Origin of the sequence: Vibrio sp. 10N.239.311.G01 (assembly GCF_041465805.1) — a bacterium.
In the GTDB taxonomy this organism is placed as follows: Bacteria; Pseudomonadota; Gammaproteobacteria; order Enterobacterales; family Vibrionaceae; genus Vibrio; species Vibrio crassostreae_C.
Genome location: NZ_JBFSRM010000008.1, coordinates 133841 through 157531, shown reverse-complemented (window position 1 = coordinate 157531; position 23691 = coordinate 133841). Strand labels below are relative to the sequence as shown.

Sequence of the window (23691 nt, the reverse complement as noted above, 5' to 3'; positions counted from 1 at the left end):
TGGTTTTTCCCACAAGATGTTAAAGAACAATTTAAAGCGGCGGCGAGTATACCAAAGTTTCCGTAAAAGGGAAGTGGTTATTTTTTGAACTCTTGGTTTCACATTCCGTTAAGGGTCTGACCATTTTACTTTGCTATGTGTTAATATCTCGCGATTATTTTTAAAGTGGTGTCATATAGCATGTTAGACAATGTAAAAGTCGTTCTGGTTGGTACGTCTCATTCGGGAAATATCGGCTCAGCAGCTCGCGCAATGAAAGTGATGGGTTTGAGTCAGTTGGTTCTTGTAGACCCTCAATGTGAAGTTGACGAGCAGACCTTAGCACTGGCTGCGGGTGCAGGTGACATCGCAGAAAACGCGACCATTGTTTCTACTCTAGAAGAAGCAGTAAAAGACTGTGGTTTGGTTGTAGGCTCAAGTGCTCGTTCTCGTACGCTTGAGTGGCCAATGCTTGAGCCTCGCGAGTGTGGCGAAAAGTTTGCCGTTGAAGGTCAAAAACATCCAGTCGCATTAGTGTTCGGTCGTGAACGTACTGGCTTAACGAATGACGAGTTGCAGAAATGTCACTATCACGTATGTATCCCTGCTAACCCAGAATACAGCTCATTAAATCTAGCGATGGCGGTACAGACTCTGAGCTACGAAGTTCGTGTTGCACACCTTGATATGGTGGCTAGCCAATATCAGCCACAACAACAAGATGACTACCCACGTCACGAAGAACTAGAAATGTTCTATGAGCACCTTGAAAAAGTGATCATTGATACCCAATTTATCTCTAAGGATAAGCCGGGTCAGGTGATGAACAAGTTACGTCGTCTATTCAGCCGTGCTCGCCCAGAGCTTCAAGAGATCAACACTTTGCGCGGTATTTTGACTTCGATTGAGAAGAGTAAATCGGGCAAATAAATCCCATACAACCTCTAGGGATGAATACTTGACTAAAATAGTCAACTAAATACTTGACCAATTTAGTCGGGTATGGGAAAATTCCAACCACATAAACAATGTGGATACGGTGTGATATGAAACTTACATCTAAAGGAAGATATGCGGTAACAGCTATGCTAGATGTAGCACTGCATTCGCAAAAAAGCCCAGTTCCTCTGGCTGATATTTCAGAGCGACAAGGCATCTCGTTATCTTACTTAGAACAACTCTTTTCTAAGTTACGTAAAGCTGGCTTAGTTGCTAGTGTTCGCGGCCCTGGTGGTGGTTACCGCTTAGGTGCTGAAGCGAGCGACATTGCTGTCGGAACTGTTATTGCAGCAGTAGACGAATCAGTGGATGCAACCAAGTGTCACGGTCGAGCAGATTGCCAAGGTGGTAGTCGTTGTTTAACTCACACTCTTTGGCGTGATTTAAGCTCCCGAATCAGCAGCTTCTTAAATGACATTACGCTCGGTGAGCTAATGAAAGATAACGAAGTTTTAGAGATTTCTGATCGTCAAGATATCGATCTTGCGGTTAATAATGGTTTTGCACATAAAAATACGAGCACTACAACGATTAGTGCAGCACCTCACGGTGTTAATGCCCGCTCTTAGCGGTCAGTTTTTACATTGGAGTAGAAAATGAAACTGCCTATTTACTTTGACTATTCAGCTACATGCCCAGTCGATCCACGTGTTGCTGAAAAAATGGTTCAGTGCATGACGATGGACGGTAACTTCGGTAACCCTGCATCTCGTTCACACCGTTACGGCTGGCAGGCAGAAGAATCAGTAGATAATGCTCGTGAGCAAATTGCCGATCTACTAAATGCAGACCCACGTGAGATTGTTTTCACGTCAGGTGCTACAGAGTCAGACAACCTTGCTATCAAAGGTGCAGCGCACTTTTACGAGAAGAAAGGTAAGCACGTAATCACGTGTAAAACAGAACATAAAGCGGTTCTTGATCCATGTCGCCAACTAGAGCGTGAAGGTTTTGAGGTGACTTACCTTGAGCCTGAAGCAAACGGCATCATTGATTTAGACAAGCTACAAGCAGCAATGCGTGAAGATACGGTTCTTGTTTCTATCATGCACGTAAACAACGAGATTGGTGTAATCCAAGATATCTCTGCAATCGGCGAATTATGTCGTTCACGCAAGATCATCTTCCACGTTGATGCGGCTCAGTCTGCGGGTAAAATCCCACTAGATGTAAAAGAGATGAAAGTTGACCTTATCTCTCTTTCTGCACACAAAGCATACGGCCCTAAAGGCATTGGTGCTTTGTACGTTCGTCGTAAGCCACGTATTCGTCTTGAAGCACAGATGCACGGTGGAGGTCACGAACGTGGTTTCCGTTCTGGTACGCTTGCTACTCACCAAATCGTGGGTATGGGTGAAGCTTTTGCTGTCGCTAAACAAGACATGCAGAAAGATTATGACCACGCACTAGCACTTCGCGAGCGTCTATTGAAAGGGGTTCAAGATCTAGAAGCAGTAACGGTAAATGGCGACTTAGATCAACGTGTACCACATAACCTAAACGTGAGCTTTGCTTTCGTTGAAGGTGAATCTCTGCTTATGTCTTTAAAAGACTTAGCGGTATCATCAGGTTCTGCATGTACATCAGCGAGTCTTGAGCCTTCATACGTTTTACGCGCTCTTGGCTTAAACGATGAACTGGCACACAGCTCAGTACGTTTTTCATTCGGCCGTTTCACTACGGAAGAAGAAATCGACTACGCGATTGCACAAATCCGTGTAGCAGTAAATAAATTACGCGACATGTCTCCTCTATGGGATATGTATAAAGAAGGGATTGATTTGAACACTGTTGAGTGGGCTCATCACTAATCTCACGGAAATAGAGGATTCGAGGTAACTATCATGGCATATAGCGAAAAAGTAATTGATCACTACGAAAACCCACGTAACGTAGGTTCGTTTGATAAAGAAGATCCAAGTGTAGGTAGCGGCATGGTTGGCGCACCAGCTTGTGGTGACGTAATGAAACTGCAAATCAAAGTATCTGCAGAAGGTATTATTGAAGACGCAAAATTCAAGACTTACGGTTGCGGTAGCGCAATCGCTTCTAGCTCACTAGTAACTGAGTGGGTTAAAGGTAAAAGTATTGATGAAGCAGCTGCTATTAAAAACTCTGAAATCGCAGAAGAGCTAGAGTTGCCACCAGTGAAAGTTCACTGTTCAATTCTTGCTGAAGATGCAATCAAAGCAGCGGTTGCGGATTACAAAAAGAAACACTAATCGTTTCTACAACGTAATCACTTCAAAAAAGTAATATTTGGGAGCACCCTTTGTGCTCCCCCTGAGTTCTCAATTTATATAAAACACAAGGTTGTAGTATGGCCATCACCATGACAGATACGGCAGCAAGCCGAGTTCAAGCTTTCCTAGATAACCGAGGTAAAGGTATCGGGTTGCGCTTAGCGGTAAAAACTACTGGCTGTTCGGGTATGGCGTATGTACTGGAATTCGTTGACGAGCTCAACGAAGAAGACGAAGTGTTCGAGCATTCAGGTGTTAAGGTCATCATTGATCCAAAGAGCCTAGTTTACCTAGACGGTACTGAGCTTGATTACGTAAAAGAAGGCCTAAACGAAGGTTTTGAATTCAACAACCCTAACGCGAAAGGCGAATGTGGTTGTGGTGAGAGCTTCAATGTATAAACGCCTCAATCGTTGAGCGTTTATAATGAGCGAAGAATAAAATTAGGCTCTAAGTAAAGAGCCTAAACTTAGGACCACCGTTACATGAATCATTTCGAATTATTTGGGCTACCACTTCAGTTTCAACTGGATGGTAGCCTTCTTTCTTCTCAGTTTAGAGATCTGCAACGCCAATTCCACCCTGATAAATTTGCCACGGCTTCTGAGCGAGATCGCTTGCTGGCTGTGCAAAAAGCTGCGCAAATCAATGATGCGTACCAGGTGTTGAAAAATCCAGTCAGCCGTGCTGAATACCTGTTAGTTCAACATGGTGAGGATATTCGTGGTGAGCAGCAGACTATGCAAGATCCTATGTTCCTGATGGAGCAAATGGAATTGCGTGAAGAGCTGGAAGATATCGCCGACAGTTCTGATCCTGAAGATGCTTTGTTTGCATTTGAAGGAAAGGTTAGCAAAATGTATAAACAACAATTAAGCGCTATCCAACAAGAACTCGACAGCGAAGCTTGGTTAGAAGCTGCAGACCGAGTAAGAAAGCTTAAGTTTATTGCAAAATTAAAGAATGAAATCGAGTTAGTTGAAGATCGTTTGATCGGCTAGTTCGTATAACAAGGACACATCCATGGCACTACTTCAGATTGCAGAACCAGGGCAAAGCGCCGCTCCTCACCAGCACAAGCTTGCAGTGGGTATTGATTTAGGTACAACAAACTCATTGGTTGCGTCAGTGCGCAGTGGTGAGGCGAGCACGCTTGTTGATCAACAAGGTCGCAGTATTCTCCCTTCCGTTGTTCACTATCAGTCAGAGTCGTACACCACTGGTGATGAAGCGCGTGTAAATGCACAAACTGATCCTAAAAATACCATTATCTCAGTTAAGCGATTAATCGGTCGTTCACTGTCAGATATTCAACAGCGATACCCATCTCTGCCATATCAGTTTGAAGAAAGTGATAATGGCCTGCCTGTGATTAACACAGCGCAAGGAAATAAGAACCCAATTCAAGTATCTGCAGATATTCTTCGTGCACTCGGTCAACGTGCTGAGTCGACGTTAGGTGGTGAATTGGCTGGTGCCGTGATTACCGTCCCTGCGTACTTTGATGATGCACAACGTGCAGGTACCAAAGACGCAGCGCAACTTGCTGGTCTTCATGTGTTACGTCTTCTTAATGAACCCACTGCAGCTGCGATTGCTTATGGCTTGGATTCAGGTAAAGAAGGGGTAATCGCTGTTTATGACTTAGGCGGTGGTACGTTTGATATCTCTATCCTACGCCTGTCTAAAGGTGTCTTCGAAGTTTTAGCAACCGGTGGTGACTCTGCATTAGGCGGCGATGACTTTGACCATTTAATTGCGGATCATTTCCAAGAGCAAATGGGCTTGTTAGAGCTGACAGCAGAACAGAACCGTATTCTTCTAGACGCAGCAACAGAAGCGAAGATTGGCTTATCTGAAGCTGAAAGCGTTAATGTTGAAGCACTAGGTTGGTCTGGCTCATTAACTCGTGAAGAGTTCGAAGAGATCATCAAGCCACTAGTTAAGAAAACGCTGCTTTCGTGCCGCCGAGCACTGAAAGATTCGGAAGTTGACGCGGATGAAGTACTAGAAGTCGTGATGGTAGGTGGTTCAACTCGTACCTTACTTGTTCGTGAAATGGTCGGTGGCTTCTTTGGTCGTACTCCATTAACCAGTATTAACCCTGATGAAGTGGTTGCGATTGGCGCATCGATTCAAGCGGATATCTTAGTTGGCAACAAGCCTGACTCTGAGATGCTGCTATTGGATGTTATCCCTCTGTCACTGGGTATCGAAACCATGGGTGGCTTAGTCGAAAAGATCATCCCTCGTAATACCACGATCCCAGTAGCTCGTGCACAAGAGTTTACCACGTTCAAAGACGGTCAAACTGCAATGACAGTACACACCGTGCAAGGCGAGCGTGAGATGGTTGATGACTGTCGTTCACTGGCTCGATTTGCTTTGAAAGGCATCCCGCCGATGACAGCAGGCGCTGCTCATATTCGCGTTACTTACCAAGTGGATGCTGATGGTCTACTGTCGGTTACCGCAATGGAGAAGAGCACTGGCGTTCAAGCTGAAATCCAAGTTAAGCCTTCTTACGGTCTAAGCGATAACGAAGTGGCCAGCATGCTGAAAGATTCGATGACGTTTGCAAAAGAAGACATGCAAGCGCGTGCTCTTGCTGAGCAACGCGTAGAAGCGGATCGCGTTATTGAAGGCTTAATTGCTGCGATGCAAGCCGATGGTGATGAGTTGCTGGATGAGCAAGGCAAGCAACAACTTGTTCAAGCCATTGAAGCACTGATTGAAGTGCGCAATGGCGACAATGCCGATGCCATTGAACTAGAAATTAAAAATATCGACAAAGCGAGCCAAGACTTTGCTTCTCGTCGTATGGATAAATCAATTCGTGCTGCACTGTCAGGTCAGTCAGTCGATAATATTTAATAGTTAGAGAATAGATAAACATGCCAAAGATTATTGTTTTACCTCACGAAGATCTATGTCCAGAAGGCGCTGTTTTAGAAGCAAAAACTGGTGAGACGGTTCTTGATGTTGCATTGAAGGCCGGTATTGGTATTGAACACGCATGTGAGAAGTCGTGTGCATGTACTACATGTCACGTTGTGATTCGTGAAGGCTTTGATTCTTTAGAAGAGAGCGATGACCTAGAAGACGACATGCTAGATAAAGCATGGGGCTTAGAGATGGAATCCCGCCTAGGTTGCCAAGCTAAAGTTGCTGATACGGATCTTGTTGTAGAGATTCCAAAGTACACGCTGAACCTAGCTTCTGAAGATCACTAAGAACTTGTTTTTAGTAACGGTTTCTATGGTTATAACTGTGTAATTATTATTTAGACAACCATTACTAGAACAGCCATGTTAAGAAACAGGCCTAGAATATAGATCATAAAGGTGACAGAGCGTCGCTGATAAAAATAAGGAAGTGTTATGAGCTTGAAGTGGATTGATTCGCGAGATATCGCAATTGAACTATGTGATTTGTACCCAGATACTGACCCTAAAACGGTTCGTTTTACCGATTTGCATCAGTGGGTGTTAGACCTTGAAGAGTTCGACGACGCGCCGAACAACTCTAATGAGAAAATCTTAGAGGCTATTATTTTGTGCTGGATGGATGAGATGGATTAATCCTCTTGTCTAATGATTAGGTTGTGGGTTGGCATCAGTCCAATATAAAACGCAGCCAAGTTAACAATTCTTACTAAAAATAGCGGACCTTATGGTCCGTTTTTTTATCAAAATGACATTTTACTCCTACATAATGCTAACATCAGTGCGCTAATAAAAAATAATCAGAACCACTTAATAACGGTGGTTCATGACAAGGAGAAATCATGTCTACACAGATGTCAGTATTTTTAAGTCAAGAAGCTGCCCAGCCTCAGTGGGGAGCTAGAGCTATTTTATCGTTTTCTGAAGCAGGAGCGACAATTCACATTGGTGAAGGTCACGATTTAGGCGCAGTTCAACGTGCTGGTCGTACGCTTGACGGACAAGGTATCGCATTCGTTTCACTTCGTGGTGAAGGTTGGGATCTAGAAAGCGTTTGGGCTTTCTACCAAGGCTACCGTGGACCAAAGAAAAAGAATGCATTGGAATGGGATGCACTTTCAGAAGCTGATCAAGTAGAGCTAGAAGCTCGCATTCGTGCTACTGATTGGACTCGTGACATTATCAACAAAACCGCTGAAGAAGTGGCACCTCGTCAATTAGCGACAATGGCTGCTGAATACATCAAGTCAGTGGCGCCAGCAGGCACAGTGAAAGCGAAAATCGTTAAAGATAAAGATCTACTAACTGAAGGTTGGGAAGGCATCTACGCAGTAGGGCGTGGCTCTGAGCGTACATCAGCAATGCTTCAATTGGATTTCAACCCAACAGGCGACGAAAATGCACCTGTATTTGCTTGTCTAGTCGGTAAAGGTATCACTTTCGACTCAGGCGGTTACAGCATCAAGCCAGGTCAATTCATGACAGCAATGAAGGCTGATATGGGCGGCGCTGCAACCATCACTGGTGGCCTTGGTCTTGCAATTGAACGTGGCTTGAACAAGCGTATTAAGCTTATTCTATGTTGTGCAGAGAACATGATCTCTGGTCGTGCATTGAAGCTTGGCGACATCATTACCTACAAAAATGGTAAGACGGTTGAGATCATGAATACTGACGCTGAAGGTCGCTTGGTTCTTGCTGATGGTTTGATGTACGCAAGTGCACAAAATCCAGAATTGATCATTGATTGCGCAACGCTAACTGGCGCAGCGAAAAATGCACTAGGTAACGACTACCATGCACTATTAAGCTTCGATGATGAACTGTCTCACCAAGCGCTAACGGCTGCGAACCAAGAGAAAGAAGGCCTATGGCCACTGCCTCTTGCTGATTTCCACCGTGGTATGCTGCCTTCAAACTTTGCTGATCTTTCAAACATCAGTTCAGGAGATTACACGCCGGGTGCAAGTACCGCTGCTGCATTCCTTTCTTACTTTGTAGACGACTACAAAAAAGGTTGGATTCACCTGGATTGCTCAGGTACTTACCGTAAATCTGCAAGTGATAAATGGTCGGCTGGTGCAACGGGTATGGGTGTTCGTACGCTCGCTCGCCTTCTTATCGATCAAGCAAAATAATAATAAGAATGTGCGGTATTTCGATGCCGCTCATTCAGAAACTAAGATCGAATGATCTCAGTAATTTCAGTATTTAATAACAAAAAAATGAAGTGAAGGAATCCCTATGGCTCTAGAAAGAACGTTCTCAATTGTTAAGCCAGATGCAGTTAAGCGTAACCTTGTTGGTGAAATCTACCACCGCATCGAAAAGGCAGGCCTAGAAATTATTGCTGCTAAAATGGTTCGTCTTACTGAAGAACAAGCAAGTGGCTTCTACGCAGAACACGAAGGCAAAGAATTCTTCCCGGCTCTTAAAGAGTTTATGACTTCTGGTCCTATCATGGTTCAAGTACTTGAAGGCGAAAACGCGATTGCTCGTTACCGCGAATTGATGGGCAAAACAAACCCAGAAGAAGCAGCATGCGGCACTATCCGTGCTGACTACGCTATCAGCATGCGTTACAACTCAGTACATGGCAGTGACAGCCCTGAGTCAGCAGCTCGTGAAATCGAATTCTTCTTCCCAGAATCTGAAATTTGCCCGCGCCCAGCTGAATAAGCAGACAACAGCAAGTATCAATAAAGGCTTCACTTCGGTGGAGTCTTTTTTGTATGTGGACTTTGCATTCTCGATAATCTATTTCGTCGTCATTCCCGAGAGCGACGGAGGAGCTTAATCGGTAATCTTTTCTTCAAATTGGTTAATCTCAGGCCGATAAATTAAATTGTTCAAATTTTAATCATTTAAGTTTGAATGTCTTAGTAAACACAGGGTTTTACAGTGCTTGTTGAAGTTGCGTAAAGCCTGTACAATTCGCGCCCTTAATTATTGTTCCGTCACTGAGAGGCATCATGACCACAGCTAAAGTCAATCTACTCGATTTTGATCGTAAAGGTCTTCGTAAATTTTTCACAGAAGAACTGAATGAGAAAGCGTTTAGAGCAGAGCAAGTGATGAAGTGGATTTATCACTTCGGTGTCGATGACTTCGAACAAATGAACAACATTAACAAAAAGTTACGTGAGAAACTTCAACGTCGTTGTGAGATTGTTGCACCTGTTGTTTCTGAAGCTCAGCACTCTACAGATGGCACAATTAAATGGGCTATGAGCGTTGGCGACCAAGACGTTGAAACCGTATACATCCCAGATGGTGACCGTGCGACGCTATGTGTATCTTCACAAGTTGGTTGTGCACTTGAGTGTAAATTCTGTTCAACAGCTCAACAAGGCTTTAATCGTAACCTAAAAGTTTCAGAGATTGTTGGTCAAATTTGGCGTGCATCTCGTGAGATCGGTCTAGAGAAAGAAACAGGTCGTCGCCCAATTACTAACGTTGTAATGATGGGTATGGGTGAACCTCTATTGAACATGAAGAATCTAATTCCATCATTAGAAATCATGCTTGATGATCTTGGCTTCGCACTGTCTAAGCGTCGTGTAACGGTATCAACTTCTGGTGTTGTATCTGGCCTTGACCAAATGACTGATAACATCGACGTAGCACTTGCGATTTCTCTACATGCACCAAACGATGCACTACGTAGCCAAATCATGCCGATCAACGACCGTTGGGATATCCAAGACTTCCTAGCATCTGTTCGTCGTTACATTGCATCTTCAAATGCTAACCGCGGTAAAGTAACGGTTGAGTACGTGTTATTGGATCATGTGAATGATGATATGGACCACGCACGTGAACTTGCTGAGCTAATGAAAGAGACGCCTTGTAAGATCAACTTGATTCCATTCAACCCTTACCCGGGGTCGCCTTATAAGAAGCCAAGCAACTCTCGTATTGATCGCTTCCAAAAAACGCTGATGGAATACAACTACACAGTAACCGTTCGTAAGACTCGTGGTGATGATATTGATGCCGCGTGTGGTCAGTTAGTCGGTGATGTGATTGATAGAACCAAGCGTACTAAAATGCTTAAAGCAGCCTCTGAAGCGAACTTGATTGCCGGTGGTGTGATTGAAGTAAAAGCGGTATAAAACGCGATTAGAACCTAAACAAGCCAGAAGTCTTACTTCTGGCTTGTTGCTTTTCTGGGGTGCAGTTTTTGATTTTTTGGACTTCTTGCCCACGCTTTCTTACATTTTTCGTCAAATTTTGGACAAAACCATGAGCTGACGGTAAATTTTGTTTAAAGTGTTTTTGCCTTGTAATGGCATTAGCTTATGATTAACTAATCTTAAATTAATTTAAGTGCTCGCTTGCTACTGATCATCAATATGTCTATTTAGGTTGGCTACTTGATAAACTAGCTTCCTGAGAAGGTCATCCATAATAAATGAATGATGTTCGCCTTTAAGGGTTGATGATTTAGATAGCAGGAAAAATTCCACATAACGTGGGTTGTTAGATTGAGCTTAAACGACAATAAGAAAACGCTCTCCTCAACCTGCGATAATACTTTAGAAGTTCACTCTCTATGAACACAGAACAAGATACACAAGCGCAAGAAAACGTAGCTCCAGCTTTGGAAGCGGGAACGCTGCTTAAGAACAAACGAGAATCTCTTGGTTTAACGCAAAAGCAGATTTCTGATCGCTTGAAACTTCGCGTTACTCTGATCCAACAAATTGAAGAAAACCAATTCGAGTCAGATCAAGTGGCGACGTTTATGCGTGGCTATATTCGTTCATACGCGAAATACGTCAATCTTGACGAAAAAGTCGTATTGAGTGCGCTGCATCATGCCGGTGATGCTCAGCATCAAGAGCAAGAAATGCTGAGTTTTTCTCGTAAGACCAAAACCGAGAAGCACAACAGCCGTATTATGATCCTGACTTGGAGCATTTTTGCGGTCATTGCGGGTATCTCCTCACTTTGGTGGTGGCAGAACCAACAGCAAGACACCCTATCTCAATCTTTAGCGAATACTGAAAGCTCAGAAGAGCTAGCGGTAGAAGAATCACTTGCCCCTGAATTCACCTCTTTGGAAGTGATTGAAGCTGAACAAAACGAAGCGGGTGCTTCTGTTGTTGAAGATACTGAAGGCCTTGCTGCGATAAGCGATGCGGAAGATACTTCAGATGCTGTTACTCCAGCTGACGAAACTCCTGCACAACAAGCAACAGAGACAGAGCCAACTGCTGAAGTTGCTGCGAATGCAGAAGCGGTTGAAGCAAGCACTGCTCCTGAAGCTGTGGCTAACGAGCTAGTCATGCAGTTCTCTGCTGATTGCTGGATCCAAGTAAAAGATGCAACGGGTAAAACCTTGTCGACTGGCATTAAAAAAGCAGGCCAGACATTAAATCTTTCTGGAACTGCACCATATAAAGTGATTCTGGGTGCGCCTGAAGGCGTATCGATGACATTTGCAAGTGAACCTGTCGACCTTTCTGGGTATACTTCAGGCAAAGTAGCTAGAATAACCTTACCTTAGAGTTAATATGCAACACGAATCTCCTATTATTCGTCGCAAATCAACCCGTATTTATGTGGGTGATGTGCCGATCGGTGATGGTGCACCAATTGCTGTGCAATCCATGACCAACACAAGAACAACAGATGTAGCCGCGACCGTTGCTCAAATTAGAGCTCTGGAAAAAGTTGGCGCTGATATCGTTCGCGTATCTGTACCGACTATGGATGCAGCTGAAGCCTTTAAGCAAATCAAGCAGCAGGTCTCTGTTCCTTTGGTTGCTGATATTCACTTCGACTACCGTATCGCACTTAAAGTGGCGGAATACGGCGTTGACTGTCTGCGTATCAACCCAGGTAACATCGGTAACGAAAGCCGTATCCGCTCAGTTGTTGATTGTGCGCGTGATATGAATATTCCGATTCGTATTGGTGTTAACGGCGGTTCTCTTGAGAAAGAGATCCAAGAGAAATACACAGAACCTACAGCAGAAGCGCTTGTTGAATCAGCAATGCGTCATGTAGATATCCTAGACCGTCTGAACTTTGATCAATTCAAAGTCAGCGTGAAGGCTTCTGATGTATTCCTTGCTGTCGGTTCTTACCGTTTGCTGGCTAAGCAGATTGATCAACCTCTCCACCTTGGTATTACCGAAGCGGGTGGTGCGCGTGCAGGCTCTGTGAAGTCAGCGGTAGGTTTAGGAATGCTTCTTTCTGAAGGTATCGGCGATACGCTGCGTATATCGCTAGCGGCTGATCCGGTTGAAGAGATCAAAGTTGGCTTTGATATTCTTAAATCTTTGCGCATTCGTTCGCGTGGCATCAACTTCATTGCGTGTCCGAGCTGTTCTCGTCAAGAGTTCGATGTTATTAACACCGTTAATGCCCTTGAAGAGCGCCTAGAAGACGTGATCACTCCAATGGACGTATCTATCATCGGTTGTGTGGTTAACGGCCCTGGTGAAGCTGAAGTGTCTCACTTAGGTTTAGCTGGTAGTGCACGTAAGAGTGCCTTCTACGAAGATGGTAAGCGTCAGAAAGAGCGCTTCGACAACGATGACCTTGTCGACAAACTTGAAGCTAAGATTCGTGCAAAAGCGTCAGTGCTTGATAAAGCAAATCGCATTGATGTAGAAAACTTAGAAGATTAATACAACGCGATGGGGTGTGATTGTCTATTCGCACTAACACCTGGTCGTGAGAAATTACGGAATAAATACTGTGGCTAAAAATATTCAAGCAATTCGAGGCATGAACGACTGCCTTCCAACTCAATCACCACTGTGGCAGAAAGTAGAAAGCGCAGTTAAAAACGTGGTGAGTGCATACGGTTACAACGAAGTACGTATGCCTATCGTTGAAGAAACAAACCTATTTAGCCGTGCAGTTGGTGAAGAGACAGACGTTGTTTCTAAAGAGATGTACACCTTTGACGACCGCAATGGCGATAGCCTAACGCTGCGTCCAGAAGGCACAGCAGGTTGTGTTCGTTCATGTATTCAAAACAGCCTTATCAACCGTGATGAACAGCGCCTATGGTACATGGGCCCTATGTTCCGTCACGAGCGTCCTCAAAAAGGTCGTTACCGTCAATTCCACCAATGTGGTGTTGAAGTGTTTGGCCTAGACGGTCCAGACGTTGACGCAGAACTTATCATGATGACAGCACGTCTATGGCGTGAGCTAGGCATCGACAAGCACGTTCGCCTAGAGCTGAACTCAATCGGTTCTCAAGAAGATCGCGTTAGCTACCGCACTGCGTTAGTGGCTTTCCTTGAGCAACACATTGATGTGCTTGACGAAGACTGCAAACGTCGCATGCACACTAACCCTCTACGTGTACTTGATACTAAGAACCCTGATGTTCAAGCTATCTTAAGTGACGCACCTCGACTATCTGAATATCTAGGTGAAGAATCGAAGCAACATTTTGCTGGTTTGTGTGAACTTCTTGACGCTGTTGGTATCGAATACCAAGTTAATGAGCGTCTAGTACGTGGCCTAGATTACTACAACCGCACTGTATTTGAGTGGATCACAGACAGCCTTGGTGCTCAAGGTACAGTATGTGGCGGCGGTCGTTACGATGGTCTTGTTGAGCAACTAGGCGGCAAAGCAACCAATGCAGTTGGCTTCGCAATGGGTCTAGAGCGTCTGGTTCTGATGATGGAAACGCTAGAGCTAACAGAAGTTCGTCGTAGCGTTGATGTATACGTAGTTGCTGCTGGCGAAGGTACTATGATCGCGGGCATGCAGTTAGCGAATCAATTACGCGACACCGTTGAAGGCGTGCGTGTAATGAACCACTTCGGTGGTGGTAACTTCAAGAAGCAATTCAAACGTGCTGACAAAGTAGGTGCTGTTGTGGCGCTGGTACTTGGTGAGAACGAAGTTGCTGACAATACAGTTGTGCTAAAAGATCTGGTTGGCGGCGAGCAAGAAACCGTGTCTCAAACGGAAGTTGCAGAGAAAGTTGCTGCGCTAATCTAATTAGCCATTGAGCAAACGCTCATAATGAATACTAACGTCAGCACTATGCTGGCGTTTAAAGAATTAAAGAGGACAGGAAGTGGAACTTTACGATAGCGAAGAGCAACAAGTTGAAGCCATTAAAGATTGGTGGAAAGAGAACGGTAAAGCCGTAATCTTTGGTGCGGTTATTGGTTTAGGTGGTCTATTTGGCTGGCGCTATTACCAAGATTCAGTAGTTGAAGCGCGTGAAGCAGCTTCAGAAAGCTACACCTCTGTAATTTCAGCTCTTGATGTTAAGGGTGTTGATGCTCAATCTGATATTCAAGCTTTCATCGACGCAAACAAAGATGCTGAGTACTCAGTACTTGCTGCTATGCAACTAGCAAAAGTACAAGTACAAGCAGGCGATCTAGCGGCGGCACTTGAACAGCTCGAGTGGGCAAAATCGGCAACTAAGGACGCGGCACTTGCGCCACTACTTACTTACCGTGTTGCACGTATTAAAGCTGAGCAAGGTGAATTTGACGCAGCACTGACTGATCTTGCTGCTATGACAGACGAATCTTGGAAAGGCCGTGTTGCTGAACTGCGTGGTGATATCTCACTTCGTAAAGGCGACACAGACGCAGCATACAGTGCTTACACAGAAGCACAGCAAGCTGTTGACGCTAGCCAAACGCTTCAAATCAAACTTGACGACCTAGCTAAATAAGGCGCTTTGAATGAAGAAGATGTTTCCAAAAGCGGCGTTGTGTGCGATTGCTCTTGGCCTACTAGCTGGCTGTGCGGGTGAAGAAGACACCGTAATCATGGCTCCAGTCCCAACGGTAAACAGCGAGTTCACTCCTAGTCAGGAATGGTCTACGTCGGTTGGTGATGGTGTTGGTCACTACTTTTCAAAACTAACGCCAGAATTGGCTTACGACAAAGTGTTTGTTGCAAGCCGTGAAGGTATGGTTAAAGCGCTTGATCCTGATACAGGTAAAGCGCTGTGGAAAGTCGATCTTGAGAAAGACGTATTGGCTCGTTTATCGGGTGGCTTAACGGCGGCTTACGGTAAAGTTTTTGTTGGTTCTGAAAATGGCGAAGTGATCGCACTGGAAGAATCGACCGGTGAAGAGCTGTGGCGTGTATCAGTCAATGGCGAGGTGCTTGCATCCCCAGCAACTGATAGCAACATGGTCATTGTTCATACCAGTCGCGGTATGTTGATCGCGTTAGATCAAGCAAGCGGTGAACAAAAATGGACCATCAGTACGGAAGTACCAAGCCTAACACTGCGTGGCGATAGCTCGCCTGTTGCAGTTTCTGGTGGTGTATTCTGGGGTACAGCAAATGGTCGTCTAGCTGCGGCTATCGTTGATCGTGGTCAGCTTATTTGGCAACAGCCAGTAGGCACACCAAAAGGTGCAACGGAAATTGATCGTTTGGTTGATGTTGATGCATCTCCAATTGTTCTTGGTGGCACCCTGTATACCGTAGGTATCAATGGTCAGCTGATTGCTATCGACCTTCGTTCTGGTAAGCCAATTTGGAAACGTAACTACTCATCAGCGATTGATTTAGCAAGTGATGGTAGCCGTTTGTTCGTTGTTACCGACAAAGACCATGTGGTTGCGGTTGATGCGCGTAGTGGTACTGAACTGTGGAGCACTCCATTGTTAGAAAACCGCTTACTGACAGCACCTGCTATTATTAATGGTTATGTAGTCGTGGGTGATACTGAAGGTTATCTGCACTGGTTGGATCGTTCATCGGGTGAGTTTGTTGCTCAACAGCTTGTCGATGATAGCGGCTTTGCGGTTGCACCAATTGAACTGCCTGAAGGCTACTTAGTGACGACTCGCAATGGCGATGTAAAGAAACTAACGATTAGCCAATAAAAGCGTGATATAATTCACAGTCGGCTCCTGGTTGGTAACAGCCAGGAGCCGTTTTGTTGTTAAAAATTAATAAACCGTGTGGTTATAGGTAAGAGTTTAAACTTGCGAACAAGTGCTTACCTATAACTACATTTAGAGAAGAAATTGTAGAGGTTGTTATGGTACCTGTTGTTGCTCTAGTAGGGCGTCCGAACGTAGGTAAATCTACGTTATTTAACCGATTGACTCGAACTCGTGATGCATTGGTTGCGGATTTCCCTGGCTTAACGCGTGACCGTAAATACGGTCATGCTCATTTTAGCGAGCATGACTTTATTGTTATTGACACTGGCGGTATCGACGGTACTGAAGAAGGTGTTGAAACTAAAATGGCTGAACAGTCGCTAGCGGCGATTGATGAAGCTGATGTCGTTCTATTTATGGTAGATGGCCGTGCGGGTCTAACACCTTCAGACGTGGCGATTGCTAAGCACCTACGTCAACTAGAAAAGCCTTCAATGCTAGTAGTAAACAAGGTTGATGGTATCGACCCTGATGCTGCAAGTGCTGACTTCTGGCAACTAGGTGTAGAAGACATGTACCAAATCGCTGCGGCGCATGGTCGTGGTGTTACTGCACTTATTGACCTTGCTCTTAACCCATTCGCAGAAGCGCTAAAAGCTGAGAATGGCGAAGTAAGCGACTTAACTGAGTTTGAAGACGAAGAAGAAGAGCAGGTTGAATTTACAGAAGAAGAAGCTGAAGCAGAATTCAAGCGTCTTCAAGATCAACCGATCAAACTAGCGATCATTGGCCGTCCTAACGTAGGTAAATCAACGCTAACGAACCGTATTCTTGGTGAAGAGCGTGTGGTTGTTTACGATATGCCAGGTACGACTCGTGACTCTATCTACATCCCAATGCAGCGTGACGAGCGTGAATACGTTCTAATCGATACTGCGGGTGTTCGTCGTCGTAAAAACATCAACGAAACGGTAGAGAAGTTCTCAGTGGTTAAAACACTGAAAGCGATTGAAGATGCTAACGTTGTATTGCTGCTTATCGATGCTCGCGAAAACATCTCTGATCAAGATCTAAGCTTGCTAGGCTTTGCGTTGAACGCTGGTCGTTCAATTGTTATTGCCGTAAACAAGTGGGATGGCCTAGATAACGACGTTAAAGAACGCGTTAAGAAAGAGCTAGACCGTCGCTTAGGCTTCGTTGATTTCGCACGTATTCACTTTATCTCTGCACTTCACGGTACAGGTGTTGGTCACTTGTTTGAGTCTGTACAAGAAGCTTACAAATCAGCGACTACTCGTGTTGGTACTTCTGTGCTAACTCGTATCATGAAGATGGCGACTGATGATCACCAACCGCCTATGGTTCGTGGCCGTCGTGTGAAACTGAAATACGCGCACGCTGGTGGCTACAACCCACCGATTATCGTTATCCACGGCAACCAAGTTCGTAACTTGCCAGATTCATACAAACGATTCTTGATGAACTACTACCGTCGTTCACTAGAAATCATGGGTACACCTATTCGCATTCAATTCCAGAACAGCGAGAACCCATTTGAAGCTAAGACAAACAAGCTGACAATTTCTCAAGAACGTAAACGTAAGCGTATGATGAGCATGGTTAAAGGTCGTAAGTAAACCTTTCCAATAGATTTGATACCCGAGCCTGTCTCGGGTATTTTTTTAAGCAAAATTCACGTTAAGCCATAACAATACGTTTTTATCATCATGGCTCAACGAATCAGACTAGATTCCAGAAGAAGAACGATATGACTACTAGCGATTTGATTACACCTGTGTCAGCAATCACACCAACCATCACTCAATTTTGTCATCAGGCTTGGCAGCTCAATGCTAAAGCGCAGTACGTTGAAAGCGACGACAGCAAAACTTACCTGATTGCCGACGTAACACCTTTCCACCCAGTGAGTCATATTTGGCCCGATCACCCTGCAGACCAAGGCTTTGTGAATGTTGGTGAAGTGCAATTTCCCGTTGAAGACTGCCTTGTTGGTGCTATAGAACAATCTACTGGCAAGCTTCATATCGCAGCAGATATCCCTGTTAAGCGTGATACGGAAGGGTGGGCGTTTGTTGTTGTCCACCAGCTACCTACATCTGCTTCTATGATTAAGGTTAACGACGAAGTCGTGTTGTCGGTTGATAAAGAGTACCAAGCCAGTTTGAGCCGTGGTCACAGTGCTGGCCACATCGCTTTCCTAGCCTTGAATAAAGTATTGGCTGAGAGCTACTGGCGTAAAGATGCGGACAGAAAAGATCCGCTTGGCAGTTACGACTTCAATAGTTATGCACAAGTGACGAGCTTTGTGACTCCAGAGCTGTGTACCGATAAGTATCGCTTAGGCAAAACCCTGAAGAAGCGCGGTTTGAACGTTGCAGACATGCTAGCAAATCTTGATGACATCGAAGCTGATATCAACCAAATGCTTGCGGGCTGGCTTGCAGAGCCGACGCCAGTTGCGATGCGACTAGAAGGCGAGGCGTTAACAGACTCTCGTTACTGGGAGTGGCAGCTTGACGCAGATACTCAGGTCACTATTCCTTGTGGTGGCACACACATTGGAAATACCTCAGAACTTGGTGCGCTGTCCGTTAAGCTGACCCAGCTAGATGGCCAAAACATTGAAATGCTGACGCATGTAATTCGATGATTTAGACTACAGATCGAAATGGCTTGTGCTGTTTATTTTATTTTTACATGTCACTTTTGATATAAATGACTATTTGAAATTGAAATGCAGCATATGTAACTTATGCTTTCGGTGTGTGGTGATATAAATATTCTTTTTGGGGTAGATCGCTGATCAAAATAGATAAAGCGAAAGATCAACCTATGATCTTCGATTGTGTGTCGTACTAATTTAGTGTGTTATTATTAACCAATAACAAGCTTGCATAAGAACAAGTTGTACCCGATTACACAATTGAAAGCCTTAGTGAATGGAACAACAATTTTTATTAGAAGGTCATCGAGCCGTCAATAGCTTGCTACGGAAGCTTGCGCTTGGGATGGATCGCAAAGATTTAAATCACAAGATTATTCAGCTTACCGAGCAGCTTTTTGGGCAGCGCATGGCTTCAATTCTACTGCTCAACTCAGAGTCTAAAACGTTACACCTTGAATATGCCCCAAACCTGCCTGATTTTTACAATCAACAGATTGAAGGGGTAGGAATTGGTGCGGGGATAGGCTCTTGTGGCGAGGCAGCTGCGCTTAAGAAAGCTGTTATGGTCTCTGATATTAATACTCACTCAAATTGGGCGCCTTTCTTAACCTTGACCAATCAAGCCAACTTACACGCTTGTTGGTCGGTGCCCATCATCTCTTCGCATGGCCACGTGCTAGGTACATTTGCACGTGGCCATGCATTTCAGAACCTCATGAATTTGAACTCGAGATCTTGGAGCTGCTTGCTTCTTTGTATTCAGTAGCGCTAGAGAAATACGAGCTAGAGAATCAACTCAACTTTTTTGCCAGTCATGATTCGCTGACGCATTGCTTGAACCGCCGAGCATTGTTAAGTGAAGCTAAGAAGGTTTTAGTTAAACGATGTTTTGCGGACAAAGTGATGGCCTGCCTGTTTGTTGATGTTGATAAATTCAAGTCAATCAACGATACGTATGGCCATAGCTTTGGCGATGATGTTCTGTTAGCCGTTGCAAAAGTTCTCGATGAAGCGACTACGGCATGTGCCAAGGTAGGTCGTTACGGTGGTGACGAGTTTGTAGTGTTTTCTTGCTTTGATACCGAACAAAAAGTGTCAGACTTTTATCACAGCTTAGAAAAAGCGTTGGATAAAGCTCTCTATATTAATGGCGTTCAGTTTTCAGTCAGTGTTGGGATTGCTTGTGAAAAGTCGCCTAAAGGGCTCGATCAGTTGATTGCGTCAGCTGACAAAAGCATGTATCAAATCAAGCAAGCCAAGGCGAAGAAAGAGTAGATTGCTTATTAGTACTGAAAGTAAAAAGTTAGGATTTCCTATGAGTGAAAATATCTGCCCTAAATGCCAGTCAGAACTTAGCTGGGATGGTAAATACCACTGTGAAAGCTGCCAAGATCACTTTACAAAAGTGGGCTTTTGTCCTGAGTGCAGCAGCCAATTAGAGAAGCTTCAAGCTTGTGGGGCTGCGAGCTATTTCTGCAATGGTGATTGTAACGAGCTTAAATCTAAGTCGAGAGTGAAATTCGAGTTTCAACAAGCCGAATAGTCTTACCTCTCAATGGCAAGACGATAATCTGAGATGTTTTTTGTAGGTCTAGTATGAAAATATTGGGCCTTTTTTGTATTTAGCGAATATGCGTGTGTCATCTTGGTTCAATCTTATCGTCACTGCACCAGCATGAAACATAGTAACCTTGTCGCTATGCACTGCATTGGTGTTAACTTAGTTAAAGTACTATTAAATACAAAGGCTTAAAACTTTGTTGGTTATGTTTTAAGTTTGGCACTCTTCTTGTAACTCTGTAATTGAATAACAAAAATACAATTATGGAGTAACAATCATGAACAAGGTGTTCAATTTATCGCTAGCTGCACTGTGTACAACACTTTCATTTTCTTCTGCAACAGTGCTTGCGGCTGACGATACCATTAAAGTCGGCGTTCTACATTCATTGTCAGGCACTATGGCGATCAGTGAAACAACGCTAAAAGATACCGTTCTTATGCTCATCGACGAGCAAAACAAAAAAGGTGGCTTACTTGGTAAGAAGCTTGAGCCTGTAGTTGTTGACCCTGCGTCAAACTGGCCGCTGTTTGCTGAGAAAGCACGTGAGCTTATCGAGAAAGAAAAAGTGGATGTGGTATTTGGTGGTTGGACATCGGTATCACGTAAATCCATGCTGCCAGTTTTTGAAGAGCTAAACAGCATCCTTTTCTACCCAGTACAGTATGAAGGCGAAGAGTCCTCTAAAAACGTTTTCTACACCGGTGCTGCGCCAAACCAACAAGCGATTCCTGCCGTTGATTACTTAATGGATGAACTTGAAGTGGAACGTTGGGTGCTTGCAGGTACCGATTACGTTTATCCGCGTACCACCAATAAGATCTTAGAGGCCTACCTAAAAAGTAAAGGTGTCGCAGAAGAAGACATCATGATCAACTACACACCGTTTGGTCATTCTGATTGGCAATCTATTGTTTCAGATATCAAGAAGTTTGGTGAAGCTGGTAAGAAAACCGCCGTTGTATCTACTGTGAATGGCGATGCAAACGTACCTTTCTATAAAGAGCTTGGTGCTCAAGGTGTTTCATCTGAAGACATTCCAGTGATTGCATTCTCGGTTGGCGAAGAAGAGCTATCGGGCATGGATACTGAACCTCTAGTGGGTCACTTAGCGGCATGGAACTATTTCATGAGCGTCGATACCGAAGTCAATGAAGAGTTCGTTGAAACATGGCAGTCATTCATTAAGAGTGACAAACGTGTAACGAATGACCCGATGGAAGCACACTATATTGGTTTCAATATGTGGGCTCAAGCTGTGACTAATGCGGGCACAACCGATGCTGAAGCGGTGCAAGATGCATTGATTGGTGTGTCTGTTCCAAACCTATCTGGTGGCTACTCAACCATGCTACCAAACCACCACATAACTAAACCTGTATTGATTGGTGAGATTCAAGATGATGGCCAGTTTGACATCGTTTGGGAAACCACAGGCCTTGTTGCAGGTGATGCTTGGTCTAACTACTTACCTGAATCAGCAAAACTATTCTCTAGTTGGTCTAAGCCATTCTCATGTGGTGCGTTCAACGTTGAAACTAAAAAGTGTTCTGGTGGTAACTAGAGTTATTCGCTCTTAGCTGATAACTAGTTACTGGTTATCAGCTTTCGTTACTGGGTGTTAGCTATTACCGGTAACTACTAGCTATGAATATTGAGCCTTCTCTTTAGGGAAGAGTGCTTCTGCATGGAGGCGCAACGAAAGAGAAGGCTCAAATTAGTTTCAAGTCACAACAACTATCCAAACATCCACCAAGTAAAAAATAACAATATCTAACTTGTTGGTTAAGGAAGCAGGGATGAAGAACGTATTAAACGTATTTAAGGCGCTGTTGCTCATGGCTATCAGTGCTCAGTTGGCTTTTGCTGGAATAACGGATAAAGCTAGCTTTACCAAGGCGCTAGTTGGTAAAAAAACATCGGATAAAGAGCTAGCCATCGATTGGATCATTGAGACACAAACGGAAGACGTGTCGAAGGCTATTTTATATGGATGGTTAAACGGCAATCTCTATTACTTCAATGATAAAAAAAACGAACATTATAAACAGCTCTATCTCATTCAAAACACCAAAACAGCCACTTCAGCTCAGTCTGTATGGGATGAATCAACTCTCAATATCGACAATGCTAAGCTGTTTAAAAAGGTGCGCGTAAACAACAAACTTCGCGGGATCTTACGGGGTGAAATTGCCTCTATTGGATTAAATAGCAGTAACCCAGATGTGCGTTATCAAGCGGTTCTCGATCTACTGGGAACTAAGGATGCCACTATCATCGATCGTTTATCCGAACTTAGAGAAAATGAGACCGATGGTAAAGTCGCTGAACTAATGGATTTGTCATTAGCTATTTTTACCTCGCTTGATAACAGTGCAACAACTGAAGCTCGAGTAACATCGATTGAACGAGTGGGCGACTTTAAGCATTCAGTCGTTCTAAAAACACTGAACCAACTACTTAACGGTGAGCAAGAACCAAGCATTTTGGCTGCAACAGAGCGTGCGATGGACGATTATCAACAAAGCCAAGCTCTGTACTCAGGTGTTGAAACCGTATTCTTTGGCTTGAGTTTAGGTTCGGTATTGGTACTAGCGGGCATTGGCTTAGCGATCACCTTTGGTGTGATGGGCGTTATCAACATGGCTCATGGTGAGCTGATCATGATTGGCGCTTACACCACCTATGTATTGCAACTTCTGATGCCGAATCATATTGGTTTAGCGCTAATACTTTCTATTCCTGCAGCATTCATCGTTTCGGGCTTAGTGGGTATTGCGATTGAGCGAAGCGTGATTCGTCACCTTTATGGGCGTCCATTAGAAACCTTGCTCGCCACCTTTGGTATCAGCTTAATCTTGCAGCAAGCCGTTCGCTCTATTTTCTCTCCGCTGAACCGATCAGTGAGTACACCTGAATGGATGTCTGGTGCGCTTCAATTGAATCCTATGCTATCGCTGACTTATAACCGTCTTTACATCATCTTGTTCTGTGGCTTGGTGTTTATGGGGTTATTGATGGTTCTGAAAAAGACACCGTTAGGCCTTCAGGTTCGTGCCGTTTCTCAAAACCGTGGTATGGCTCGTGCGATGGGGATTCGATCGGAACGTGTTGATGCGATGACCTTCGGTTTAGGCTCTGGCGTCGCAGGTGTTGCGGGTGTAGCGCTTTCTCAACTGACTAACGTTGGCCCAAATATGGGGCAGGCGTACATCATTGATTCTTTCATGGTGGTGGTGTTTGGCGGGGTTGGCAACTTATGGGGCACACTAGTCGCAGGGCTCAGCCTTGGCTTATTTAATAAGATTTTAGAACCATGGGCTGGTGCGGTTCTCGCCAAGATCCTAGTACTGGTTTTCATCATTCTGTTTATTCAAAAACGTCCACGCGGACTATTCCCGCAACGTGGCCGTGCGGCTGAAGGTTAAGG

At 44.4% G+C, this 23691-nt stretch carries 22 protein-coding genes and 1 pseudogene; all 23 read left to right on the top strand.

Annotation, left to right across the window (positions count from 1 at the left end):
• Positions 1 to 180: 180 nt before the first annotated feature.
• The 23 genes and pseudogenes from trmJ to urtB all read left to right on the top strand — a co-directional run bounded on the left by trmJ (position 181) and on the right by urtB (position 23689).
• A complete protein-coding gene (gene trmJ / locus AB6D06_RS09050; RefSeq protein ID WP_010440509.1) occupies positions 181 to 909 on the top strand; it encodes a tRNA (cytosine(32)/uridine(32)-2'-O)-methyltransferase TrmJ in 729 nt (242 codons plus the stop codon).
• 116 nt (positions 910 to 1025) lie between these two features.
• Complete coding sequence (iscR, locus tag AB6D06_RS09045) at positions 1026 to 1547, top strand: Fe-S cluster assembly transcriptional regulator IscR (RefSeq protein ID WP_010440512.1); 522 nt, start codon at positions 1026 to 1028, stop codon at positions 1545 to 1547.
• Between the two features lie 27 nt (positions 1548 to 1574).
• On the top strand, positions 1575 to 2789 hold the full coding sequence (locus AB6D06_RS09040) for an IscS subfamily cysteine desulfurase (RefSeq protein WP_010440514.1): 1215 nt from the start codon (positions 1575 to 1577) through the stop codon (positions 2787 to 2789).
• Positions 2790 to 2822: 33 nt separating this feature from the next.
• Positions 2823 to 3200 (top strand): Fe-S cluster assembly scaffold IscU, encoded by a 378-nt coding sequence (iscU, locus tag AB6D06_RS09035; protein ID WP_004735094.1) that lies wholly within the window; start codon positions 2823 to 2825, stop codon positions 3198 to 3200.
• A 98-nt stretch (positions 3201 to 3298) separates the two neighbouring features.
• Positions 3299 to 3622, top strand: coding sequence for an iron-sulfur cluster assembly protein IscA (gene iscA / locus AB6D06_RS09030; RefSeq protein WP_010440519.1), 324 nt, complete (start codon positions 3299 to 3301; stop codon positions 3620 to 3622).
• 84 nt (positions 3623 to 3706) lie between these two features.
• Positions 3707 to 4222, top strand: coding sequence for a co-chaperone HscB (hscB, locus tag AB6D06_RS09025; protein WP_010440522.1), 516 nt, complete (start codon positions 3707 to 3709; stop codon positions 4220 to 4222).
• Positions 4223 to 4244: 22 nt separating this feature from the next.
• Positions 4245 to 6095 carry a Fe-S protein assembly chaperone HscA gene (hscA, locus tag AB6D06_RS09020; RefSeq protein WP_372110132.1) on the top strand — a complete coding sequence of 617 codons (1851 nt, stop codon included), beginning with the start codon at positions 4245 to 4247 and terminating at the stop codon, positions 6093 to 6095.
• A gap of 20 nt (positions 6096 to 6115) precedes the next feature.
• Positions 6116 to 6454 carry an ISC system 2Fe-2S type ferredoxin gene (gene fdx, locus AB6D06_RS09015; RefSeq protein ID WP_010440525.1) on the top strand — a complete coding sequence of 113 codons (339 nt, stop codon included), beginning with the start codon at positions 6116 to 6118 and terminating at the stop codon, positions 6452 to 6454.
• A gap of 147 nt (positions 6455 to 6601) precedes the next feature.
• Positions 6602 to 6802, top strand: a complete 201-nt coding sequence (gene iscX, locus AB6D06_RS09010; protein ID WP_010440526.1) for a Fe-S cluster assembly protein IscX — start codon at positions 6602 to 6604, stop codon at positions 6800 to 6802.
• Positions 6803 to 7008: 206 nt separating this feature from the next.
• Entirely contained in the window at positions 7009 to 8304 is a 1296-nt protein-coding gene (gene pepB, locus AB6D06_RS09005; RefSeq protein WP_016767136.1) for an aminopeptidase PepB, read from the top strand.
• A gap of 106 nt (positions 8305 to 8410) precedes the next feature.
• The gene (ndk, locus tag AB6D06_RS09000; RefSeq protein ID WP_010440533.1) at positions 8411 to 8845 is read left to right on the top strand and encodes a nucleoside-diphosphate kinase; all 435 of its coding nucleotides are present in this window, start codon (positions 8411 to 8413) and stop codon (positions 8843 to 8845) included.
• Positions 8846 to 9138: 293 nt separating this feature from the next.
• Positions 9139 to 10281, top strand: a complete 1143-nt coding sequence (locus AB6D06_RS08995; protein ID WP_372100247.1) for a bifunctional tRNA (adenosine(37)-C2)-methyltransferase TrmG/ribosomal RNA large subunit methyltransferase RlmN — start codon at positions 9139 to 9141, stop codon at positions 10279 to 10281.
• Positions 10282 to 10721: 440 nt separating this feature from the next.
• A complete protein-coding gene (gene rodZ, locus AB6D06_RS08990) occupies positions 10722 to 11678 on the top strand; it encodes a cytoskeleton protein RodZ (protein WP_372100246.1) in 957 nt (318 codons plus the stop codon).
• Between the two features lie 7 nt (positions 11679 to 11685).
• Positions 11686 to 12807: a flavodoxin-dependent (E)-4-hydroxy-3-methylbut-2-enyl-diphosphate synthase gene (gene ispG, locus AB6D06_RS08985; protein ID WP_017065612.1), complete on the top strand. Its 1122-nt coding sequence runs from the start codon at positions 11686 to 11688 to the stop codon at positions 12805 to 12807.
• A 70-nt stretch (positions 12808 to 12877) separates the two neighbouring features.
• The gene (gene hisS, locus AB6D06_RS08980; RefSeq protein WP_372100242.1) at positions 12878 to 14146 is read left to right on the top strand and encodes a histidine--tRNA ligase; all 1269 of its coding nucleotides are present in this window, start codon (positions 12878 to 12880) and stop codon (positions 14144 to 14146) included.
• A gap of 79 nt (positions 14147 to 14225) precedes the next feature.
• Positions 14226 to 14840 carry a YfgM family protein gene (locus AB6D06_RS08975; RefSeq protein ID WP_017062513.1) on the top strand — a complete coding sequence of 205 codons (615 nt, stop codon included), beginning with the start codon at positions 14226 to 14228 and terminating at the stop codon, positions 14838 to 14840.
• 10 nt (positions 14841 to 14850) lie between these two features.
• The gene (bamB, locus tag AB6D06_RS08970; RefSeq protein ID WP_017062512.1) at positions 14851 to 16011 is read left to right on the top strand and encodes an outer membrane protein assembly factor BamB; all 1161 of its coding nucleotides are present in this window, start codon (positions 14851 to 14853) and stop codon (positions 16009 to 16011) included.
• 158 nt (positions 16012 to 16169) lie between these two features.
• The gene (der, locus tag AB6D06_RS08965) at positions 16170 to 17651 is read left to right on the top strand and encodes a ribosome biogenesis GTPase Der (protein ID WP_017062511.1); all 1482 of its coding nucleotides are present in this window, start codon (positions 16170 to 16172) and stop codon (positions 17649 to 17651) included.
• Positions 17652 to 17782: 131 nt separating this feature from the next.
• Positions 17783 to 18685 carry a metal-dependent hydrolase gene (locus AB6D06_RS08960; protein WP_102428298.1) on the top strand — a complete coding sequence of 301 codons (903 nt, stop codon included), beginning with the start codon at positions 17783 to 17785 and terminating at the stop codon, positions 18683 to 18685.
• Positions 18686 to 18974: 289 nt separating this feature from the next.
• Positions 18975 to 19975: pseudogene (locus AB6D06_RS08955) on the top strand (diguanylate cyclase).
• A gap of 40 nt (positions 19976 to 20015) precedes the next feature.
• Positions 20016 to 20243, top strand: coding sequence for a zinc ribbon domain-containing protein (locus AB6D06_RS08950; RefSeq protein ID WP_010440564.1), 228 nt, complete (start codon positions 20016 to 20018; stop codon positions 20241 to 20243).
• Between the two features lie 295 nt (positions 20244 to 20538).
• Complete coding sequence (gene urtA, locus AB6D06_RS08945) at positions 20539 to 21825, top strand: urea ABC transporter substrate-binding protein (protein ID WP_010440568.1); 1287 nt, start codon at positions 20539 to 20541, stop codon at positions 21823 to 21825.
• Positions 21826 to 22060: 235 nt separating this feature from the next.
• A complete protein-coding gene (gene urtB, locus AB6D06_RS08940) occupies positions 22061 to 23689 on the top strand; it encodes an urea ABC transporter permease subunit UrtB (protein WP_372110131.1) in 1629 nt (542 codons plus the stop codon).
• Positions 23690 to 23691 lie beyond the last annotated feature (2 nt).

Bases quoted from the DNA above. Each gene is read 5' to 3' on its own strand.
- fdx (WP_010440525.1), top strand. From the start codon at position 6,116: ATGCCAAAGATTATTGTTTTACCTCACGAAGATCTATGTCCAGAAGGC.
- AB6D06_RS09040 (WP_010440514.1), top strand. From the start codon at position 1,575: ATGAAACTGCCTATTTACTTTGACTATTCAGCTACATGCCCAGTCGAT.
- rodZ (WP_372100246.1), top strand. From the start codon at position 10,722: ATGAACACAGAACAAGATACACAAGCGCAAGAAAACGTAGCTCCAGCT.
- bamB (WP_017062512.1), top strand. From the start codon at position 14,851: ATGAAGAAGATGTTTCCAAAAGCGGCGTTGTGTGCGATTGCTCTTGGC.
- urtA (WP_010440568.1), top strand. From the start codon at position 20,539: ATGAACAAGGTGTTCAATTTATCGCTAGCTGCACTGTGTACAACACTT.
- der (WP_017062511.1), top strand. From the start codon at position 16,170: ATGGTACCTGTTGTTGCTCTAGTAGGGCGTCCGAACGTAGGTAAATCT.
- ndk (WP_010440533.1), top strand. From the start codon at position 8,411: ATGGCTCTAGAAAGAACGTTCTCAATTGTTAAGCCAGATGCAGTTAAG.
- iscR (WP_010440512.1), top strand. From the start codon at position 1,026: ATGAAACTTACATCTAAAGGAAGATATGCGGTAACAGCTATGCTAGAT.
- iscA (WP_010440519.1), top strand. From the start codon at position 3,299: ATGGCCATCACCATGACAGATACGGCAGCAAGCCGAGTTCAAGCTTTC.
- urtB (WP_372110131.1), top strand. From the start codon at position 22,061: ATGAAGAACGTATTAAACGTATTTAAGGCGCTGTTGCTCATGGCTATC.
- iscX (WP_010440526.1), top strand. From the start codon at position 6,602: ATGAGCTTGAAGTGGATTGATTCGCGAGATATCGCAATTGAACTATGT.
- hscB (WP_010440522.1), top strand. From the start codon at position 3,707: ATGAATCATTTCGAATTATTTGGGCTACCACTTCAGTTTCAACTGGAT.
- AB6D06_RS08950 (WP_010440564.1), top strand. From the start codon at position 20,016: ATGAGTGAAAATATCTGCCCTAAATGCCAGTCAGAACTTAGCTGGGAT.
- AB6D06_RS08960 (WP_102428298.1), top strand. From the start codon at position 17,783: ATGACTACTAGCGATTTGATTACACCTGTGTCAGCAATCACACCAACC.
- pepB (WP_016767136.1), top strand. From the start codon at position 7,009: ATGTCTACACAGATGTCAGTATTTTTAAGTCAAGAAGCTGCCCAGCCT.
- hscA (WP_372110132.1), top strand. From the start codon at position 4,245: ATGGCACTACTTCAGATTGCAGAACCAGGGCAAAGCGCCGCTCCTCAC.
- AB6D06_RS08995 (WP_372100247.1), top strand. From the start codon at position 9,139: ATGACCACAGCTAAAGTCAATCTACTCGATTTTGATCGTAAAGGTCTT.
- trmJ (WP_010440509.1), top strand. From the start codon at position 181: ATGTTAGACAATGTAAAAGTCGTTCTGGTTGGTACGTCTCATTCGGGA.
- ispG (WP_017065612.1), top strand. From the start codon at position 11,686: ATGCAACACGAATCTCCTATTATTCGTCGCAAATCAACCCGTATTTAT.
- iscU (WP_004735094.1), top strand. From the start codon at position 2,823: ATGGCATATAGCGAAAAAGTAATTGATCACTACGAAAACCCACGTAAC.